The organism is Amycolatopsis vancoresmycina (assembly GCF_000716785.1).
GTDB lineage: Bacteria > Actinomycetota > Actinomycetes > Mycobacteriales > Pseudonocardiaceae > Amycolatopsis > Amycolatopsis vancoresmycina.
Genome location: NZ_JNYY01000001.1, coordinates 92,985 through 112,887 on the forward strand (window position 1 = coordinate 92,985; position 19,903 = coordinate 112,887).

The window sequence follows — 19,903 nt, forward strand, 5'->3', positions numbered from 1 at the left end:
GGGCGGTGAAGGCGTGGGATTGCGGCTGTCGGGCAAGGGAGTCGGGCGTGGGTTTGAGGGCTGGGCGGTGATCGGCGAACGTCTCGGGTTGCTCGGCGAGGGGCTTGGCCTCGGGCGCGGATCCGGCGGCTGGGCGGCGAGTGCCGTGCGGTTCGGAGCCCGGGCGGCTCGGCGATGACCGCGGCCGCGCTGATCCGGGATCTCCGCGCCGAGCTGGCCGACGGGGGCCTGCGTGGCTCCTTCCTGGTCCGCGACCTGCGCTCCGGCGCCGAACTCGGGATCGACCCCGACCGCGAGTACCCGATCGCCTCCCTGGTCAAAGTCCCGCTGGCCGCCGCCACGCTGGAGCGCATCCGCCGCGGAGAACTCGACCGCGCCACGCCGCTCGAGGTCGCTCCCGGTGGCGTCACCACGCCCGGCCCGATCGGGCTGACCCGGTTCCGGCACCCGGCGCGCGTTGCCGTCGAGGACCTGCTGTACCTGAGCACATCCCTGAGCGATGGCACCGCCGCCGACGTCCTGTTCGGCCTCACCCCGCCGGCCGACGTCACGCGGATGCTCGGCGAATGGGGCCTCGGCGGGATCGCCGTGCGTCACCTGATGCAGGACCTCGTCGAGACCCCGGCCGAGCGGTTCGACGCGGGCGAAGCCGACCTGGCCCATTCCCTCGCCATCGGCGCGGCGACGGCCGGCCACGGCCACCGGCTCCCGCAGCTCGACGTCACGCGCGCGAACTCGGCGTCGGCGCGGGCGTTGCTGGAGCTGCTGCAGGCGCTCTGGACGCCGTCGGAAATCGACCCGGCGGTGGCCGCGGGGGTGCGCGACCTGATGGCGAACAACGTGCTCCGCCACCGGCTGACCCCGGACTTCGCCTCCGACGCGGCCCGCTGGTCGTCGAAGACCGGGACGTTGCTGAACCTGCGCCACGAGGCAGGCGTGGTCGAGCACGCCGACGGCGGCGTGTTCGCGGTGGTGGCCCTGACGGAGTCCCGCGTCCCGGCGGTCATCCAGCCGGAGGCGGAAGTCCTGGCGGCCCGGGTCGCCCGCACCCTGCGCGACCACTTGCGCGGCAGGTGAGAAAACCGGTTGGGGGCCCGGGGCGGGCGACCTAGGCTCCGGCGGTGTCGTTCACCAGACCCGAACCCCCGTACTACGCGGTCATCATCACCAGCAAGCTCGACGCGGCCAACCTCGACGGCTACGCGGCCATGGACGACCGCATGACCGAGCTCGGCCGCGCCCAGCCGGGCTACCTCGGCCGCGAATCCCGGACGGACGCCGAAGGCCGCGACCTGACGGTGCTGTACTACCGCGACGCAGAGTCGATCACGGCGTGGAAACAGCACCCGGAGCACCTGGAGGCCCAGCGCCGGGGCCGCGAGCAGTGGTACGCGAACTACCACATCGAGGTGGCAAAGGTGGAGCGCACGTACGGCTTCGACCGGGGGTAGCAGCGGGCAAGGCGTGCCCGGCGGAGGCGCCACGGGGGACAGGCCCACCATCGGAAAGGCGCGCCCCACCGACGCAGGCGCCTCCGGGAAAGGCCCGACCCTCGGGCTCCCCAGAGGCCGCCCCACCCGCCCGAACAACCTCAGGCCGGCGCCTTCACCCCGAACTCCACCTCAGCGGTCGGCACCGTCCCCGCCGTCCGTCCCGGCGCAGTCTGGTACTTCCAGTACAGGTTCGTGTGCGCGATGACCTGCCCAGGCGGCGGCGCCCCATACGCCGACAGGTCCTCCGTCGTGTGCGCATCCTCCACCAGCGTCACGTCGTAACCCCGCGTCAGCGCACCGTGCAGCGTCGACCGGATGCACGCGTCCGTCTGCGCCCCGGCCACCACCAGCCCGCCGATGCCCCGGGCCGACAGCACCTCCTCGAGATCCGTGTCCTCGAACGAATCCCCGTACAGCTTGTGCACCAGCGGTTCCTCCTCGCGGCGCACCAGCTCCGGCACGTACTCCCACGTCGAACTGCCGCGGGGCAGCTCGTCGCTGGTGTGCTGGACCCACACCACCTCGGTGCCCGCCGCGCGGGCGCGGTCCACCAAGGTGACGAGATTGGCGAGGACGTTCGAGCGGTCGTGGGCCGTCTCCATCACGCCGTTCTGCACGTCGACGACGAGCAGTGCGGTGTTCGGCCGGCCGGTCAGTGTGGTCATGGCGCCACCCTAACCACCGGCACCGACAATTCCGGGCCGCGAGCCTCAGGGGGCTCCGCCGATGTGCTTGGCCGACACCGCCGCCCACACCGCGTCGAAGTTCTCGTACCGGTCGCCACCAGGGAGGCCGCCCAGGGAGCCGAGCACCGAGTCGCCGCCGCCCGCCGCCGCCGCGCGGCGCAGGAGCTCGTCGCGGCCGCAGGGGTACTCGGTCTCGGACAGGTGCTGCTCGAGGCTGTTCCGGTCCGGCGCAGGCATCGCACACCTCCTGATCGTTGCGTCCCCGGCGCGTACCCGGCCCGGCCGGGCGGGAAACTCAGCCCACGACGATCGTGTGCTCCGACCGCGGCTCCAGCGACCCGATCACCGGGTGCCCCGGCAGCTCGCCGGCGACCAGCAGCCCTCCGGACGTCTGCGCGTCCGCCAGCAGCAGTGCCTCGTCCGGGGAGATCCGGGACAGGTCCGCGTGCGGGCTCACCCAGTCGAGGTTGCGCCGCGTACCGCCGCTGACGTACCCGTCGCGCAGCGCCTCTCGCGCGCCCTCCAGGTACGGCACCGCCGCCGGGTCCACCCTCGCCGTCACGCCGCTCGCGCGGGCCAGCTTGTGCAGGTGCCCCAGCAAGCCGAACCCGGTGACGTCGGTGGCGCAGGAAACCCCGGCGGCCAGCGCGGCCCGGGACGCCGGCCCGTTCGACGTCGTCATCGCGTCGATCGCCTGCTCGAACCGTTCGCCGGTCGCCTTGTGCCGCGAGTTGAGCACGCCGATCCCGAGCGGCTTCGTCAGGGTCAGCGGCAGGCCGGCGCGGCCGGCGTCGTTGCGCAGCAGCCGCGCGGGGTCGGCGACGCCGGTGACGGCCAGGCCGTACTTCGGTTCCGGGTCGTCGATGCTGTGCCCGCCGGCCAGGTGGCACCCGGCCGCGCCGCAGACGTCGAGGCCGCCGCGCAGCACCTCGGCGGCCAGCTCGAACGGCAGCGTCTCCCGCGGCCAGCCGAGCAGGTTGACCGCCACCACCGGCGTCCCGCCCATGGCGTAGACGTCGGACAGCGCGTTGGCCGCGGCGATCCGGCCCCAGTCGTAAGCGTCGTCGACGACCGGGGTGAAGAAGTCCGTGGTGGCGATCAGCGCGGTGTCCCCGGCGATCCGGACCGCGGCCGCGTCGTCGCCGGTTTCGAGGCCCACGAGCAGCTCGCCCGGCGGCGAAACCGGCGCGGCTCCGGTCAGGCCGGCCACGGCCGCTTCGAGCTCACCGGGCGGGATCTTGCACGCGCAGCCGCCGCCGTGCGCGTACTGCGTCAGTCGGTAACCCACCCCCTCATCCTGCCCACCGGCCGCGGACTTGGCAGGATGGCGGGCATGGTGCAGGGAGGCGTTTCCGGCCTGGTGACCGGCGCGGTCTTCAAAACCGTCGAACGGCAGGTTCTGCCGCTGGCGGGTTCGATTCCCGTCCGCCTCCGCCATGCCTGACCCGCGCCGCGCGATCCCGCGGACCGACGCGGTCCTGGCCGAGCCCCGGATCGCCAAGGCCGCCGGGTCGCTCGGCCGGGACCTGGTCAAGGCCGTGGTCAACACCGTCCAGCAGGCGGCGCGGGCCGGGGAGATCGCCCCGGCCGACGTCGTCGACACCGTGCTGGCCCGGCTCCCGGCGACCGCGTCCTCGCTGCGGCCGGTGATCAACGCGACCGGCGTCCTCGTGCACACCAACCTCGGCCGGGCGCCGCTCTCGCCGGCCGCGCTGGGCGCCCTCGTCGCGGCCGGCGGCGCCACCGACGTCGAGTTCGACCTGACGACCGGCACCCGCGCCCGCCGCGGCCGGGGCGCCCTCGCCGCCCTCGCCGCGGCCGTGCCGGACGCCGGCGGGGTGCACGTGGTCAACAACAACGCGGCCGCGCTGCTGCTCTGCGCGCTCACGCTGGCCCCGGGCCGCGAGATCGTCGTCAGCCGCGGCGAACTGGTCGAGATCGGCGACGGGTTCCGGCTGCCGGACCTGCTGGAATCGGCGGGCGCGCGGCTGCGCGAGGTCGGCACCACGAACCGGACGTCGATCCGGGACTACGCCGCCGCGATCGGCCCGGACACCGGGTTCGTGCTCAAGGTCCACCCGTCGAACTACCGCGTCACCGGGTTCACCTCGGAGGCCACGCTCGGTGAGCTGGCCACGCTCGGCGTGCCGCTGGTCGCCGACATCGGCTCCGGCCTGCTCGCCCCGCACCCGCTGCTGCCCGACGAGCCGGACGCGGCGAGCGCGCTGCGGGCGGGCGCCACGATTGTCACCGCCAGCGGTGACAAGCTGCTCGGCGGCCCGCAGGCGGGCCTGCTGCTCGGCGACGCCGACGTCGTCGAACGGCTGCGGCGGCACCCCGCCGCGCGGGCCCTGCGCGTCGACAAGCTCACTCTCGCCGCCCTCGAAGCCACGCTGACCGGACCCGAACCCCCCGTGCGCGAGGCCCTCGCCGCGGCGGTCGAAGACCTCCGGGCTCGCGCGGAGTCGCTGGTCAAGGCCCTGGGGGACGCCGATGTCCGGGTGGTCGAGTCGGTGGCCGCGGTCGGCGGCGGCGGCGCGCCCGGCGTCGAGCTGCCCAGCGTCGCGCTGAGCCTGCCCGCCCGGTACGCCGCCGCGCTGCGGACGGGCGGGCACGCGGTGGCCGGCCGGGTCGTGCAGGACCGCTGCCTGCTGGACCTGCGGACCGTACGGCCGGAAGAGGACGCCAGGCTGCTGGAAGCCGTCCGCCGATGCGGGTGATCGTCACCGCCGGGCACGTCGACCACGGGAAGTCCACGCTCGTGCGGCGGCTGACCGGGATGGAGCCGGACCGGTGGGCCGAGGAACGCCGCCGCGGCCTCACGATCGACCTCGGGTTCGCGTGGACCCGGATCGGCGACGAGGACATCGCGTTCGTCGACGTCCCCGGGCACGAGCGGTTCGTGCCCAACATGCTCGCCGGCGCCGGGCCGGCCCCCGCGGTGCTGTTCGTCGTCGCCGCCGACGAAGGCTGGATGCCGCAGTCGGCCGAGCACCTCGCGGCCCTGGACGCGTTCGGCGTCCGCCGTGGCCTGCTGGTCGTCACCAAGGCCGACCGGGCCGACCCGGCCGCCGCGACGGCGTCGGCGCTGGCGGAGATCGCGAAGACGTCGCTGGGGACTGTGCCGGTCGTCGCCGTCAGCGGCACCACCGGGGCCGGCCTCGGCGGCCTGCGCACGGCCATCGGTGAACTCACGGCCGGCTTGCCCGTGCCCGATCCGGACGCCGACGTCCGGCTGTGGATCGACCGCGCCTTCACGGTTTCGGGCGCGGGCACGGTCGTCACCGGCACGCTCGCCGCCGGCACGATCGCCGTGGGGGACGAGCTGCGCCTGGGGCCGTCCCGGGTGAAGGTCCGCGGCCTGCAGTCGCTGGGCGAACCGCGCGAGCGGGCCGGCGCGGTGGCCAGGGTGGCGGTGAACCTGCGCGGGACCGCGCGAGGTGACGTCCGGCGCGGCGACGTCCTGCTCACACCCGGCCGGTGGCGCACCACGGCCGAGTTCGACGTCCGGCTGCGCGGCGCGGCCGCCGCGGACCTGCACCGCGAGCTCGTCCTGCACCTGGGCACGGCCGCGGTGCCGGTCCGGGTCCGTCCACTCGGGACGGACACCGCGCGCCTGGTCACGGCCGCCGCGCTGCCGCTGCGCGTCGGCGACCGCGGCCTGGTCCGCGACCCCGGCGAGCACCGGATCGCCGCCGGGTTCGACGTCCTCGACGTCGACCCGCCCGCGCTGTCCCGCCGCGGCGCGGCCCGGGCCAGGGGGCGGGAACTGGCCGGACCCGACCTGGCCCGGACCTACCTGCACCGCACCGGTTTCGTGCGCGCGGCGGACTTCACGGCGATGGGGCTGCCGGAGACGGGGGAGCGGCTGGGCGAGTGGTGCGCCGATCCCGGGCGGTTCGCCGCGTTGCGCGCGCAGGCGGCCGAAATCGTGGGCGCGTGGGACAGCACGGCCGCGGGCGTGCCGGTGGAGGCGCTGCGGCAGCGGCTCGGGCTACCCGCCCCGGAGCTGGTCGTGCCGGTGCTGCGGGGCACCGGGTTCGAGGTCGCGGGCGGGCTGGTCCGCCGTCCCGGCGCCGGACTCGCGCCGGCCGTGGAGAAGGCCGTCGAGGTGGTCGTGGAACGGCTCGCCGAGCACCCCTTCCGCGCGCCGGAAGCCGACGAGCTGCGGGCGCTGGGCCTCGGCAGGCGGGAACTGGCCGCGGCCGTCCGGCTGGGCCGGCTGACCGCGGTCGCCGAAGGGGTCGTGCTCGGCCCGGACGCGGACGAGCGGGCGGTGGCGCAGCTGCGCCTGCTGCCGCAGCCGTTCACGGTCTCGGAAGCGCGCCGGGCCCTCGACAGCACCCGGCGGGTGATGATCCCCCTGCTGGAACGCCTCGACGCGGCGGGCCGCACCGAGCCGCTCGGCGACGGCACCCGCCGCACGCCCGGCTAGCCGCGGCGCTCCTCGACCCCGAGCGACTGCGTCCCGATGACACCCAGCAGCGCCAGCCGGTCGGCGTCCTCGGTGCCGGGTTCGGCGGTGTAGACCATGATGCGCAGGTCGCTGCCGGCCACGCTGAGGACGTCGCAGTCCAGGCTCAGCGCGCCGACGTCCGGGTGGTCGACGGTCTTGCGGGCCGCTTCGTGCCGCCCGACGGCCCCCGACTCCCACAGCTCGGCGAAGCGGGCGCTGCGCCGCCGGAGGTCGGCGATGAGCGAGCGCAGGTCCAGGTCGGCCGGGTACTGGCCGGCCGTGCGGCGGAGGTCGGCGACCAGCGCCGTCTCCAGGGCGCGGCGCGACTCGGGCGTGAAGCGCACGCGGCCGTCCGCGCCGAGGAAGTTCCGCCGGACGCCGTTGAGGTCCTCGCCGTGGCGTTCCCCCATCAGGGCTGTGTAGAGGGGGTTGGCGAGCAGCTGGTTCCAGGCAGCGTCGAAGACGGCGACGGCGGTGCCCGCCAGCCGGTCCAGCAGGCGGTGGACGCTGGGCGTGATGTGCCGGGGCACCGTCCCGGGACCCGGTGGGGCGAGGCCGGCCAGCCGGAACAGGTGGGCCTGTTCCTCCTGCGGGAGGCGCAGGGCGCGGGACAGTGCCTCGACAACCTGGGCCGAGGGCGAGGTGGCGCGGCCCTGTTCGAGCCGGACGACGTAGTCGGCGGAGATGCCGGCCAGCTGCGCCAGCTCCTCGCGCCGCAGCCCGGGCGCGCGCCGCCGTCCGCCCGCGGGCAGGCCGACCGACTGCGGGGAGACGTGCTCACGCCAGTGCCGCAGGGCCATGCCGAGTCCGGTGGACGCCATGCCTTCGATTGTGCAAGCCGGACGGCCGGTTGTCCTGGTACCGCCGTTCCCAGGAAAACCGGACACTCCCGGCCCGCGCCGGGCGCGCCGATCGTGGGAAGGGACCGAAAGGAACCCCATGAACCAGCTCGCCCTCGTCACCGGCGCCACCTCCGGCATCGGCCGGGCCTTCGCCGGACGGCTCGCCGCCGCCGGTTACGACCTGATCGTCACCGGCCGCCGCGAGGACCGCCTCGCCGAGTTCGCCGCGGCCCACCCGGGTGTCCGCACGGTGACCGCCGACCTGTCCACCGACGACGGCGCCGGCGTCGTCGCGGAACTCTGCGCCACCGAGCCGCTGACGATGCTCGTCAACAACGCCGGTGTCGCCCACTACATGCCGCTGGCCGAGCTGCCCGCGGACAAGGCCCGCGAACTCGTCCACGTCAAGGTCGCCGCGCCGACGATGCTGACCCGCGCGGCGGTCGCGGGCATGCGGGAACGCGGCGAGGGACGGATCGTCAACGTGGCCGGGATGATCGCGTTCAGCGGCCCCGCGGACGCGTCCGTCATGCCCCGCCGGGCGGTCTACGCCGGATCGCTGGCGTACCTCGTCGCGCTGTCGCAGACGCTGAACGCGGAACTCGAAGGGTCCGGCGTCCGGGTGCAGGTGCTGTGCCCGGGTGTCGTCGCCACCGAGTTCCACGAGCGGCAAGGGCTCGACCTGAGCGCCGTGCCCCGCATGTCCGCCGCCGACGTGGTCACGGCGAGCCTGCGCGGCTTCGCCCTCGGCGAGGTCGTCACGGCGCCCGGCGTCGAGGACACGAGCCTGCTGGACGCGGTTTTCCGGGCCGACCTCGCCGCTTTCGGGGGACAGCGCCCGGAACTCGCCTCGCGCTATCGCTGAGGGCCCCGGACACGAAACACTGCCGCACCCCGGGGATCCGGGGTGCGGCAGCGGGAACCTGTGTCAGTCCTTGTCCGTGACGCCCTTCACGGCGTCCTTGATCTTCTCACCGGCCTGCTTCAGCGAACCCTTGGCCTGGTCCGCCTTGCCCTCGGCCTGCCACTGCTCGTTGCCCGTGGCGTCGCCGACGGCTTCCTTGGCCCGGCCCTTGAGCTCTTCGCCCTTGTTTTCCAGCTTGTCGTTCATCGGGTGCACCTTCCGTCGCGGCGACATTTCCGGATCGGCCAGTCGCCAAAAGGGCCTTGACTCCGGGTTACCCACTGGTTCGGAAGCTACACATCGGCCGGCAGATGACCGCCCGTCCGCTCGATCCGCTGGATCGCCGGCTCCGCCAGGACGCCGTGCACGATCACCGAAACCGCGATGGCCAGCGCCCCGACCCGCCACAGCACGTCCTGCTGCGGGACCGGCGCCCGGTCGAGGGCGTAGGCCAGGTAGAACAGCGTGCCGATGCCGCGGACGCCGAAGAACGCGATCGCCGCCGTCGCCGGCCGTCCCGGCGACGGCGCGCCGAGCAGCGACAGCCAGCCGGCCACCGGCCGGACCACCAGCACCGCGACGACCGCGAGCACCACCTCCAGCGGACGCAGGCCGCGCAGCAGGCCGTCGCCGAGCGCCAGGCCCAGCCCCAGCAGCGCGAGCGGGACGAACAGCCGTTCCAGCTGGTGGCCGAACGCGTGCAGGACGCCGTGGTAGTCGTGCTCGCGTTCCTGCGTGCGCACCGAGACCGCCGCGACGAAGACGGCGACGAACCCGTTGCCGTGACCCGCTTCCGCGAGCGCGTAGGGAACGAAGGCGAGCGCGAGCAGCACCAGCCCGTCGGCGTACTCGGCCAGCCGCAGCCGGTCCGACGGCGTCCGGAAGATCGCCCAGCCCAGCACCCGGCCGGTGACCAGACCGGCCACGACGCCGACGACCAGCGGCAGCAGCAGCTCGACCAGCACCCAGGAAACGTCCAGGCGCGGTTCGTGGCCCACCAGGGCCAGGCCGAGCAGCACGAACGGCATGGTCAGGCCGTCGTTGAGGCCGGCCTCGGTGGTGAGGGTGAAGCGGATCTCGTTGTCCCTGGCCAGTTCCGGCTCGACATCGGGGTGCGGGACGCCGATGTCGCCGGCCAGCACCGGATCCGTCGGCGCGAGCGCGGCGGCCAGCAGCAGCGCCACCCCGGGCGCGAGGGCGAGCCACCAGTACCCGAGCACGGCGATCGCCAGGATCGACAGCGGCATGGTCAGGGCCAGCAGCCGCCACGTCGACCCCCACCGCCGCAGGCCGAACGGGCGGTCGACGGACAGGCCCGCCCCGGCCAGCGCGACCAGGATGCCCAGCTGCGCGAACGACTCCACGCCGTGCAGGTGGGCGGCCGGATCGCTCCAGCCGTTGCCGTAGGGGGCGGGCAGCGGCAGCAACCCGAGCACGATCCCGGCGACGAGCATCACCAGCGGCACCGAGAACGGCCGGTCGGCGACCAGCTTCGGCACGATCGCCGCGGCCAGCGCGAGCAGGCCCGCCACCCCGAACAACACCGTCAACGACGACAAATCGCTCCTCCTGCCCGCTCATCTCCGCCGCACCGAGATCGGCCGGCTGCCCGGGAGCCGGGTAGCGTGGCCGGGGAGAGGCGCGCTGCGGCCCGGATTCCCGGCGTGCGAGCGGCGAAACCGGCGAGGAGGCCGCGGTGACGGCGACGAACGGGGCGAGCGGGCCGTGCCGGTTCTGCGGCAGGCGGCGCGACCCCCGGGTGCCCGGCCGCAACGGGCCGATCTGCGTGGACTGCGTCCGGGCCGGCCTGCGGGTGGTCCGCGACGGCGCGGACCGCGAAACCCCGGTGGGTGACGTGCTGGCGGCGGTGACGTCGCCCCTGGCCGCGGTCTGCGACTACTGCGGCCGCCGCGAGCGCCGGACGTTCCTCGGCCTCCGCCGTCCCCTGCTGCGCGTGGACTGCGCCGCCCGCGACGCGGTGATCTGCGTGGACTGCCTGGACCACGCGGGCGACGTCCTGAACGTCGCCCTCCGCCGCTGACGCCGTGTCGTCCGTCCAGGCACGCGTGTCGTCCATCTGAGTACGCGTGTCGTCCGTTCCGGTACGCGGGACTCGCGTGATTGGAGGGGCATCTCGCGTACCTGGAGGGACGACACGCGTACCCAGGCGGACGACACGCGTACCTGGCGGGACGACACGCGTTTCCCGGTGGTGGTGGGCGGGTAGCCGGGCGGTATGACGTCCACTCAGGAGCGACGTGCGCGACCGGAGACCGCTTCGGTGGCCGAGACTCTGCGTGTTGCCGTTGAGGTGGCGCTGCCCAGCTTGGCCGGTGGGGTGATCAAACGGCGTCCGGCGGTGCTGGGGGTGGCCGGGAAGCTGCAGCTCGACCGGCCGGCCGTGCGGCTGCTGCGCCGGTTGCGCGAGCGCCACTACGGGCGGCCGCTGCGGCTGCGTGTGCCCGGCCGGTCGGTGGAGCTGGCGCTGTCCGGCGCGGACGTCAAGCGCGTGCTGGCCGGGGCGCCGACGCCGTTCAGTCCGTCCACAGTGGAGAAACGGGCCGCGCTGGGGCACTTCCAGCCGCACGGCGTCCTGATCTCCGGCCCGGCCGACCGCCCGGCCCGCCGGGCCTTCACGGAGGCCGTCCTGCAGCCCGGCCGTCCGCTGCACGAGCTCGCCGCGCCTTTTGCCCAGGCCATCGCCGAGGAAGCGGCCGCTCTGCGGCGCGAGACGACGCTCGACTGGGACACGTTCACCGTCACCTGGTGGCGCGTGGTCCGCCGGGTCGTGCTCGGTTCGGCCGCCCGCGACGACGCCACGCTCACCGACCAGCTCGGACGGCTGCGGCTCGACGCGAACTGGGCGTACCTGCACCCGAAACGCAAGCGGCTGCGCGAGGAGTTCAAGCGCCGCCTGACCGAGCACCTGGACCGCGCCGAGCCCGGCAGCCTGGCCGCCGTGATCGCCGCCGAAGACACCGAGAACACCGCCAGCGCCCCCGACCAGGTGGCGCACTGGCTGTTCGCGTTCGACGCGGCGGGCATGGCGACGTTCCGGACGCTGGCCGTGCTCGCGAGCCACCCGGCGGAGCAGGAACGCGCCCGCGAGGAAATCGACGGCACCGGACCGGCGCAGCTGAGCTTCCTGCGCGCGTGCGTGCTCGAGTCGGTCCGGCTGTGGCCGACGACGCCGATGCTCCTCCGGGAAACGACGGAAGAGACGTCGTGGGGCCCGGCCGGCACGACGGTGCTGATCTTCACCCCGTTCTTCCACCGCGACCCGGAGCTGCCCTACGCGGACCGGTTCGAGCCGGACCTCTGGCTCGACGGCCGGGCGGCCGAGAACCCGGCGCTGGTCCCGTTCAGCGCGGGCCCGGCGATCTGCCCGGGCCGTGACCTGGTCCAGTTCTGCGCGAGCACGATGCTGGCGAACCTGCTGCGCGGGCACCGGTTCGAGCCGGTGGCGGGCCCGGTCCTGTCCCCGGAGCGGCCCCTGCCGGCGACGCTGGACAACTTCCACCTGAAGCTCGGCCTGGTCGGCTGAGCCGGTGCCGCGGGACGCGCCGCGGCACCGGCCCACCCCGTCACACCGGGGCCGTGAACACGTACGAACCCGCAGGCAGGAAGTACGTCCCCGGCGCCGACGGCACGGCCTCGGGCGGCGCCACGACCCCCGCGGGCCGGGACGTCGGCACCACGACCGTCGCCGACGCCCCCGCCGGGATCGTCACCCGCAGCGTCACCACCCCGTTCGCCGTCGACCAGTCGCTGACCGCGCCGCCGTACGGGGTTTCGTACGCCGACTTCGCCGATGTCAAGCCCCCGCCCGGCACCGGCGCGATCCGCAGCGCCGCGTAGCCCGGAGCGGCCGGGCCGAGGCCGCCCACCGAGCGGTACAGGAAGTCGCCGACCGAGCCGAGGCCGTAGTGGTTGAACGAGTTCATCCCCGGGTCGTTGAACGAGCCGTCCGGCTTGATGCCGTCCCAGCGCTCCCAGACCGTCGTCGCGCCGTGGCCGATCATGTAACCCCAGCCCGGGAAGTCCGGCTGCAGCAGCACCCGGTAGGCCACGTCGGCGTGGCCGTGCGCCGCCAGCACCGGCAGGAGGTTCTCCACGCCGAGGAACCCGACGCTCAGGTGCCCGCCCGCCGCGGCGACGCGGGCCGCCAGCTTGTCCGCCGCCGGCTGGACCAGGGACGCCGGCAGCAGGCCGAACGCCAGGGCCAGGACGTACCCGGTCTGCGAGTCCGACCCGATCGTGCCGTCGGCCGCCGCGAACCGCCGGGTGAACGCGGCCGCGACCTGGTCGGCGAGCGTCCCGTACGTCGCCGCTTCCGTCGGATGCCCGGTGGCCGCCGCCATCCGGGACACCAGCCGCGACGACCACGCGAAGAACGCCGTCGAGATCAGGTCCTGCGCCGTGTTGTCGTTGACGTTGAGCCAGTCCCCGTACGTCTGGTGGTCGCGGATCAGGTCCGCGCCCGCCGTCGAGCGCAGGTATTCGACCCACCGGACCATCGCGGCGAAGTGCTCCTGGATCACGCCGGTGTCGCCGTAGCGCTGCCACAGCGTGTACGGCACGATGACGCCCGCGTCGCCCCAGCCCGCCGTGCCCGAACCGCCCAGCACGCCCGGTGCGACGTCGGTGAACGACCCGTCGTCGTGCTGCGCGTCGGTCAGGTCGTCGCTGAACTTGCCGAGGAAGTTCGCCACGTCGAGGTTGAACGCCGACGTCCCGGCGAAGATCCCGATGTCGCCGGTCCAGCCGAGCCGCTCGTCGCGCTGCGGGCAGTCGCTCGGCACCGACAGCATGTTGGACCGTTCGCCCCACAGTATGTTGTGCTGCAGCTGGTTCACCAGCGCGTTCGACGTCGTGAACGTGCCGGTCCGCGCCCCGGAGGTCCACATCGCCCGCCCGGTCAGCGTCCCGGCCGCCGGCGCGGACGGCAGGCCGGTCAGCTCGACGTACCGGTAGCCGTGCACGGTGAACCGCGGCTCGTAGGTCTCCGCGGCGCCGGTGCCGGCCAGGGTGAACCGGTCGGTGGCCTGCGCCGCGCGGAGGTTGGTGGTGTAGATGGTGCCGTCGGGGTTGAGCACCTCCGCGTGCCGCATGGTCACCGTCGTCCCGGCGGGACCGGTGACGGACAGCCGGTTCCAGCCGCTGAAGTTCTGGCCCAGATCGGCCACCCACACCCCGGGCTTCGGCTGGGTCCAGGCGACCGGCTTGAACTCCTGCTGCACCGTGACGCCGTTGTCCACTTGGGACACCAGGTTCGGCACGCCGCCGGTGCGCAGGCGCGGCGCGGCCCAGCCGCGGTCGTCGAAGCCGGGCCGGTCCCAGCCGGTGGCGAGCCGGGCGTCGTAGGTTTCGCCCTGGTAGAGGTCGTCGGCGCGGATCGGGCCGTCACCGGCCTTCCAGGTGCCGTCGGAGGCGATCGTGGTGCTCGTGCCGTCGGTGAACGTCAGCCGCAGCTGCGCCGAGTACCACGGCTCGGTGCCGTACTTCTGGCTGCCGGCGATGCCGATGCTGCCGGAGTACCAGCCGTTGCCCACCAGCGCGCCCAGGACGTTCTCGCCGGTGCGGAGCTGCCCGGTGACGTCGGAAACCCGGTACTGCAGCCGTTTCGTGTAGTCGGTCCAGCCGGGCGCGAGCACTTCGGAGCCGACCTTGACGCCGTTGAGGTGCGTCTCCTGCAGCCCGAGCGCGGTCGTCAGCAGCCGCGCACTCGCGACCGGCTTCGTGATGGTGAAGCTCTTGCGCAGCAGGGGAGCGGGGGCGCTGACGGCGACGTTCGCGCCCCACGGCCCGGTGCCGTACGCGGTCAACGCCCGCGCCGCGGGCCACGAGCTGTCGTCGAAGGTGCGCTGCTGCCAGCCGTCCGGGCCGCTCTGGCTCGCCTTCCAGGTCCCGTCGGTGACCACTGTCGGTCCACCTTGGACGGTCAGCTTCGCGATCGTCCCCGCCGGGCTCTGGGTCGTGTTCTCCGTGCTGATCGCGATGGTGTTCGACCCGGCCGTCAGCAGGCTGCCGACCTCGACGACCGCGGCCGTCTTCCAGGAGTCGGTGACCCGCGGCGAGTCGCTGACGCGGGTGCCGTTCACCCACACGGTCGCGGTGTCGTCCCCGGTCACCACCAGCGTGGCCTTCGCCGGGACCGCGGCCAGGTCCAGGGTCCGGCGGAAGAAGCGGGTCGACGGCGGCACGCCACCGGCGGGATCGCCTTCGGGGTACCAGATCCAGCTCGCCCCGGCGAGGTCCGGCCCGGCGGCGGCGCGCCCGAGGAAGGCGCCGGTCCACTCGGCCGCCCGGACGGCGGTTTCGAAGCGCTGCACCGGACTCCAGTCCGACGCCCGGCCCTGGCTGTCCCAGACGCGGACGCGCCAGGTGTACGCGGTGAGGGAGGCGAGCGCCGGGCCGCCGTAGGGGACGTCGGCCTGCTGCGCCGAAGCGACGCGGCCGCTGTCCCAGACGTCCTTCCCGCCCGCGGACACGACGAGCTGGTACGCCGACTGCCGTTGCCCGGCCGCCGGTGACGTGAGTTTCCAGCCGAACCGCGGCTGCGCCGGGTCGACGCCGAGCGGGTTCACCCGGTTCGCGACCGTGGCGCTCGCGACCGCCAGCGGTGACGCGGCCGCGGGGGACGGCGTGCTGACGCCGGTGCCCCACGGCGCGGTGCCGTAGGCGCCGAGGTCCGCGGCGGCGGCCCAGCTCCCGTCCGCGAACCCGGGCTGTGCCCAGCCGTCCGGGGCGCTCGTCGCGCTCTTCCAGGCGCTTCCGGTGGTCACGTCGGTGGTGCCCGCCGCGGTCGTCACCTGCAGCCGCCCGATCAGGCCGGCCGGGCCGCCGGCGTTGCGGACGGCGACGGCGAGGGTGTTGACGCCGGGCACCAGCGCGGGCCGCAGCTCCACCGGCAGCGCCGTCCGCCACGAGTCCGCGATCCGGGCCGAGGAGGCGAGCGGGGTGCCGTTGAGCCAGACATCGGCGGTGTCGTCGCCGGTGAGGACGAGCCGGGCGTCGGTGACCGCGCCGGCGGGGACGGTGAACGTCGTGCGGAAGTAGCGGGTGGCGGCCGGCGCGGAGACCCGGGCATCGCCCTCCGGGTACCAGATCCAGTGCGCCCCGGTGAGGGCCGGTGGCGGCGCGGCCCCGGCCGGGGGAACCGCGGCGGCCGAAAGCGCCAGGATCGCGGCGAGGGTCGTGGTGGTGGCGCGCCAAAGCTTCGAGGGCAGCATGCAGGCTCCCTTGCGGCGGGACGGGCGCCGGGCTTAGAACGTTTCAACCCCGGCGTGCCTGGAGACTGTAATGAGCGGGTCACTCAGGGGCAATACTCCTTTGGTAGCGAGACGGCTCGGCCTCGCCGTGCCTAAATCGTTTCAGGTCGTCGGCGCCGTCGGTCGACCACGAAAGCGCTCACACGGCCGTTCGACACCGCGGCGCTTACGCTGGGATCGACGGCCAAGCCGATTCGGGGGTTTGACATCGATGTCAGTGCTCTGGGGCGTCTCCTTCGACGCCACGCCGCTGTCCGGGGTCGTGGTCGAGTTCCTCAAGACGGCCCGCCGCTTCGCCGCCCGCGGCCACCGCGTCCACCTGGACCTCGGGTACGACATCAAGGCCGACAAGGGCGCCTTCTTCCGGCCCTACCGCGACGAAGCCCGGCTGCTGCCGGAGTGGGTCACGCTCGACCGCGTCGAACGCGTCGGCGAAATCCGCGGTTACGACCGGGAGTTCGTCGAGCGCGTCCTGCGCGAAGCCGTCCAGGACGGGGACACGGCCCTGCGCCCGGAGATCGACCGGGTCGCCGGCGAGCTGGCGGACCGGATCGTGGCCACCTGGGAACGCCTCGGCGTCACGATGGTCATGGTGGAGAACGGCACCCTGCCCGAGAACATCGCCTACGCCGAAGCGCTGTACCGGGCGATCGCCCGCTACGGCGCCCGGCACCGGCTCGGCCGGTTCGTGTTCTGGCGCGACCACGACCTGATGTGGCAGAGCGAACCCGCCAAGTACGGCACGTTCCCGTACCCCGGCGTCCCCGCGCCCCGCAATTCCCCGCACCTCCACTACTTCGCGCTGCACGAGGAAGCGAAGTCGCGGACGCTGGAGTGGGTTCCGGAGCTGGCCAACATCGACGTCCTGCCCAACTCCTTCGCCATCGCGCCCGCACGGATCGACGAGCGCAACGCGGCTTTCCGGCGGGACCACGGCATTCCCGAGGACGTCCCGCTGCTGGCGCGGATCACCCGGATCATCCCGCAGAAGCGCATCGACCGGGACCTGCACCTCCTCGCGCTGCTGCCGGACGCCTGGCTGTTCGTCGCCGGTGACACCCGCGAGACGCCCACCGAGCACGCCCGGCTCGTCGACCTCGCGACGCGCTTGGGCGTGCGCGGGCGGGTCGTGTTCGGCGGCTGGCTGACCCCGTACGACACGGTCGTCCCCGGCCGGTACTCCGTGCGCGACCTGCTCGCGCACGCGACCGTCGTGTCGTTCCTGACCTCCTACGACTACGAGAGCTACGGCAACCCGGTCAGCGAGGCGATCGCGTCCGGCACGCCCTACGTGACCAGCGGGTACGAGCTCTACGACGTCGTCTACGGCAGTTTCCTGGCCCCGGTGCTGGACATCCGGGCCCGCGACCTGCCGGACGCGGCGTTCGCCCGCGAGGTCGCCGAGCTGATCACCGACGAAGGGAAACGGGCCGAAGTGGTGCGGGCGAATGCGGAACTGGGGCAGGCGCGGTTCGGGGCGCGGGTCGCCGACGACCTGGTCGACCGGCTGTACCCGCCGCCGATGGGCGCGGCGACGCGGCTGAGCGTGGTGCTGCCGGTGTACAACGAAGCCGCGAACCTGCCGGAGGTGCTGCGGAGCCTGCACGACCAGCGCGACGGCGACGCGCCCCTGGACAAGGGCCGGTACGAGGTCGTGCTCGTCGACAACAACTCCACCGACGACACCGTGGCCGTCGCCCGTGCCTTCGCGGCCGCGCACCCGGACCTGGCCCTGCAGGTGATCCACGAGCCGGAGCAGGGCGTTTCGTGCGCGCGGCGGGCGGGGATGGACTTCGCCGCGGCCCGCAGCCGGAACCGGCCGGAAAGCGACCCGGGGGAGCGGTTCTACCTCGTGTCCGCCGACGCGGACTGCCGCGTCGACCCGCACTGGCTGAGCGAGCTGTTCGCCGCGATGGAGTCGAGCAAAGCCGCGATCGGCGTCTGCGACTACTACTACAACGAAAACCACTTCACCGGGCGGCCGCGGTTGTGGGACGCGATCCAGCGGACGCTGCGGTGCCGCGCGGTCACCTTCGCGCTCTTCGGCGGCTTCCCCGACGGCAAGGGCTTCGCCGTCGAACGCGACGCCTACGAGCGCGCCGGCGGCATCGAGATCTTCTACCAGCTGCAGGACGGGAAGTTCGTCAACCACCTCTCCGACGACTGGGACTTCGGCATCAAGGTCGCCAGCGGCGGCGACGCGATCACGTACGCGCCGCGCTCGCGCGTCGAGATCAACCCGCGCCGCGTCGACCACGCCATCGACGAGGTCATCGCCGGCCGGGCGTACGGCTCGGACGGCATCATCGTCATGCGCGACATCCGGCCGTCGGCACCGGCGGTCCCGGCCGACCTCACCGAAGTAGAGGCGCAGCAGGCATGGGAGTTCTCCATCAAGGACTTCACGCCGAAGAACACCATCCTGCCGGTGCTGCTGACCCCCGCCCTGCTGGAGGACGACGCCGTCATCGCGTTCTTCGGCGCGGACCTGGCCGCCCGGCTGGCGCGGCGGATCACCGAGATCCGGCACGAGATGCGCGTCGTCGACTTCACGCCGATCCACGCCTACAAGACGCCGTCGTACCGGCTGTACTTCGAGTTCGCCGACGAGCTGTTCGCCTGCCTGCGGCGGCACGTCGGCGCGGACATCGGGCACCCGCCGCCGCTGCCGCCGTGCCTGGCGGACGTCCCGGCCGAGCGGTTCGCGGAGTTCGTCCGCTACTACTGCGAGGACCGCGAATCGGGCGAGGCCCACAACTACTTCGGCAACGGAGGGGTGTTCTGATGACGCTGAGCTACGAAGCCGCGATCGGCTCGCTGCACACGACCGATCCCGCGTGGCCGCGGCCCGCGGTGCTCGACGTCCTCGAAGCGCCGGAGAACCGGCACCTGCTGGATTTCGTGCAGGAGGACCCGTTCGGGGCGCACGTGTTCCCCGGCAACGTGCCCGGCTCGCCGTCGGAGTTCCTGGCCGACCTGGACGAGCAGCTCGCTTCCAGCGGCCCGATCCACCTGTGGTCCTACATCCCGACCTGCGCCTACCGCTGCCGGTTCTGCCAGTACCCGGTGGTGCTGGTGAAGGGCAACCCCGAGGTGGCGTACGAAAAGGCGAAGTCCTGGGTCGACCTCAACATCGCCGAAGCGCAGCTGTGGCTCGACGCCGTGCCGAACCTGCGCGGCGCCGAAGTGGGGGAGTTCAACGTCTTCGGCGGCACGCCGTCGCTGCTGCCGGAGCCCGAAATCCGCCGCCTGCTGGAGTTCTACCGGGAGAACTTCGGGTTCACGCCCGCGACGACGATCCGGTTCGAGGGCGACCCCAGCACGTTCACCCCGGCCAAGCTCGAGCTGCTGCGGGACCTGGGCTGCACCAAGCTCTCCAGCGGCGTCCAGTCGTTCGACGACCACGTCCTGCAGCTCTGCGGCCGGGAGCACACCGCGTCGATGTGCGTCGACTTCGTCCGCAACGCTCGTGCGCTGGGCTTCGAGTGGGTCAGCATCGACCTGATGTACGGCCTGCTCGACCAGACGCTCGACAGCGTCCGGCGTGATCTCGACGTCGTGCTGGAGAACGAGGTCACGGCCGTGGTCTGCACGAAACTGCACCTGGCGTCCTACAGCGACACGCGCACCGGCGTCACCGGCGAGAAGCCGGCGGCGTGGCAGCTGCCGTCCTACCGCGACAAGCTGGTGGGCGACGGCCACCGGTGGCCGACCCTGGGCGAGCAGTACCAGATGCGGGAGCTGCTCACCGAGGGCCTGCGGGCCGCGGGCTACACCGAACACCCGACGATGTACTTCGCGCGCGACGGGCGCGGGCCGGAGAAGTGGAAGGCCATCATGGTCGACCAGGACAAGCAGGAGCCCGAGGTCGCGATCGGGCTCGGCGGCAGTTCGAGCTGCCGCGCGTCCGAGGCGATCACCGACGTGAACTCCCGCCGCTACACCGAAACCGTGCTCGCCGGCCGGATCCCGCTGGGGTCGGCGACGCGGTTCACCCCCGAAGCGCAGGAAGCCCGGGCGGTCAAGATGGCGCTGACGACGTTGCAGCCGCTGCGGGAGTCCCTGCACCGCGAGCGCTTTCCCGGACGTTCGCTGTTCGCGGAGCCGTGGCTGGGCAAGTTCCGTTCGCTGGCTTCGCGCGGCCTCGTCCGGTTGGGGCCCGACGTCGTCGAGCTCACGCCCGCGGGAGAAGTGCTCGTCGAGGCGATCATCACCACCGAACTCTGAAGATCACTGCATCGGGTGACACAA

At 73.5% G+C, this 19,903-nt stretch carries 16 protein-coding genes and 1 tRNA gene; 10 read left to right on the forward strand and 7 right to left on the reverse strand.

Going from position 1 to position 19,903, the window contains the following annotated elements; all coding sequences use genetic code 11:
* Positions 1 to 174: 174 nt before the first annotated feature.
* Both OO60_RS00370 and OO60_RS00375 read left to right on the forward strand, forming a co-directional pair.
* Positions 175 to 1,077, forward strand: coding sequence for a serine hydrolase (locus OO60_RS00370; RefSeq protein WP_003058781.1), 903 nt, complete (start codon positions 175 to 177; stop codon positions 1,075 to 1,077).
* Positions 1,078 to 1,121: 44 nt separating this feature from the next.
* Positions 1,122 to 1,451: an antibiotic biosynthesis monooxygenase family protein gene (locus OO60_RS00375; protein WP_003058784.1), complete on the forward strand. Its 330-nt coding sequence runs from the start codon at positions 1,122 to 1,124 to the stop codon at positions 1,449 to 1,451.
* 140 nt (positions 1,452 to 1,591) lie between these two features.
* Here OO60_RS00375 and OO60_RS00380 read toward each other — a convergent pair whose 3' ends face one another.
* Genes OO60_RS00380 through selD form a run of 3 tightly spaced genes read right to left on the reverse strand, consistent with a single transcriptional unit; the run spans position 1,592 to position 3,467 of the window.
* Positions 1,592 to 2,158: a cysteine hydrolase family protein gene (locus OO60_RS00380; protein ID WP_003058786.1), complete on the reverse strand. Its 567-nt coding sequence runs from the start codon at positions 2,156 to 2,158 to the stop codon at positions 1,592 to 1,594.
* A gap of 45 nt (positions 2,159 to 2,203) precedes the next feature.
* Positions 2,204 to 2,416 (reverse strand): DUF2795 domain-containing protein, encoded by a 213-nt coding sequence (locus OO60_RS00385; RefSeq protein ID WP_003058788.1) that lies wholly within the window; start codon positions 2,414 to 2,416, stop codon positions 2,204 to 2,206.
* 58 nt (positions 2,417 to 2,474) lie between these two features.
* Positions 2,475 to 3,467: a selenide, water dikinase SelD gene (selD, locus tag OO60_RS00390; RefSeq protein ID WP_033260584.1), complete on the reverse strand. Its 993-nt coding sequence runs from the start codon at positions 3,465 to 3,467 to the stop codon at positions 2,475 to 2,477.
* A gap of 54 nt (positions 3,468 to 3,521) precedes the next feature.
* On the opposite strand from selD, the gene OO60_RS00395 reads away from it, so the two are divergent.
* The 3 genes from OO60_RS00395 to selB all read left to right on the forward strand — a co-directional run bounded on the left by OO60_RS00395 (position 3,522) and on the right by selB (position 6,614).
* Positions 3,522 to 3,616, forward strand: a tRNA-Sec gene (locus tag OO60_RS00395).
* The gene (gene selA, locus OO60_RS00400; RefSeq protein ID WP_033260585.1) at positions 3,616 to 4,899 is read left to right on the forward strand and encodes an L-seryl-tRNA(Sec) selenium transferase; all 1,284 of its coding nucleotides are present in this window, start codon (positions 3,616 to 3,618) and stop codon (positions 4,897 to 4,899) included. The genes OO60_RS00395 and selA overlap by 1 nt, the downstream gene beginning before the upstream one ends.
* Positions 4,890 to 6,614: a selenocysteine-specific translation elongation factor gene (gene selB / locus OO60_RS00405; protein ID WP_033260586.1), complete on the forward strand. Its 1,725-nt coding sequence runs from the start codon at positions 4,890 to 4,892 to the stop codon at positions 6,612 to 6,614. Before selA ends, selB begins: the two co-directional genes overlap by 10 nt.
* Here the strand turns inward: selB and OO60_RS00410 are convergent.
* The gene (locus OO60_RS00410) at positions 6,611 to 7,456 is read right to left on the reverse strand and encodes a helix-turn-helix transcriptional regulator (RefSeq protein WP_033260587.1); all 846 of its coding nucleotides are present in this window, start codon (positions 7,454 to 7,456) and stop codon (positions 6,611 to 6,613) included. The two genes, selB and OO60_RS00410, sit on opposite strands and share 4 nt — an antisense overlap.
* A gap of 118 nt (positions 7,457 to 7,574) precedes the next feature.
* Between OO60_RS00410 and OO60_RS00415 the strand changes: the two genes are divergently transcribed.
* The gene (locus tag OO60_RS00415) at positions 7,575 to 8,342 is read left to right on the forward strand and encodes an SDR family NAD(P)-dependent oxidoreductase (RefSeq protein WP_003105155.1); all 768 of its coding nucleotides are present in this window, start codon (positions 7,575 to 7,577) and stop codon (positions 8,340 to 8,342) included.
* 63 nt (positions 8,343 to 8,405) lie between these two features.
* Here the strand turns inward: OO60_RS00415 and OO60_RS00420 are convergent, their stop codons facing one another.
* The gene (locus tag OO60_RS00420; protein WP_003105158.1) at positions 8,406 to 8,588 is read right to left on the reverse strand and encodes a CsbD family protein; all 183 of its coding nucleotides are present in this window, start codon (positions 8,586 to 8,588) and stop codon (positions 8,406 to 8,408) included.
* Positions 8,589 to 8,674: 86 nt separating this feature from the next.
* On the reverse strand, positions 8,675 to 9,940 hold the full coding sequence (locus OO60_RS00425) for a cation:proton antiporter domain-containing protein (protein WP_003105159.1): 1,266 nt from the start codon (positions 9,938 to 9,940) through the stop codon (positions 8,675 to 8,677).
* 137 nt (positions 9,941 to 10,077) lie between these two features.
* Here OO60_RS00425 and OO60_RS00430 point away from each other — a divergent pair, with 137 nt between their 5' ends.
* Entirely contained in the window at positions 10,078 to 10,422 is a 345-nt protein-coding gene (locus OO60_RS00430; RefSeq protein ID WP_003105162.1) for a hypothetical protein, read from the forward strand.
* A gap of 195 nt (positions 10,423 to 10,617) precedes the next feature.
* The gene (locus OO60_RS00435) at positions 10,618 to 11,925 is read left to right on the forward strand and encodes a cytochrome P450 (RefSeq protein ID WP_033260588.1); all 1,308 of its coding nucleotides are present in this window, start codon (positions 10,618 to 10,620) and stop codon (positions 11,923 to 11,925) included.
* A gap of 40 nt (positions 11,926 to 11,965) precedes the next feature.
* On the opposite strand, the gene OO60_RS00440 is transcribed toward OO60_RS00435, so the two are convergent.
* The gene (locus OO60_RS00440; RefSeq protein ID WP_033260589.1) at positions 11,966 to 15,613 is read right to left on the reverse strand and encodes a family 78 glycoside hydrolase catalytic domain; all 3,648 of its coding nucleotides are present in this window, start codon (positions 15,611 to 15,613) and stop codon (positions 11,966 to 11,968) included.
* 250 nt (positions 15,614 to 15,863) lie between these two features.
* Here OO60_RS00440 and OO60_RS00445 point away from each other — a divergent pair, with 250 nt between their 5' ends.
* A complete protein-coding gene (locus OO60_RS00445; protein ID WP_240490800.1) occupies positions 15,864 to 18,437 on the forward strand; it encodes a glycosyltransferase in 2,574 nt (857 codons plus the stop codon).
* Positions 18,437 to 19,879, forward strand: a complete 1,443-nt coding sequence (locus OO60_RS00450) for a radical SAM protein (RefSeq protein WP_003105172.1) — start codon at positions 18,437 to 18,439, stop codon at positions 19,877 to 19,879. Before OO60_RS00445 ends, OO60_RS00450 begins: the two co-directional genes overlap by 1 nt.
* Positions 19,880 to 19,903 lie beyond the last annotated feature (24 nt).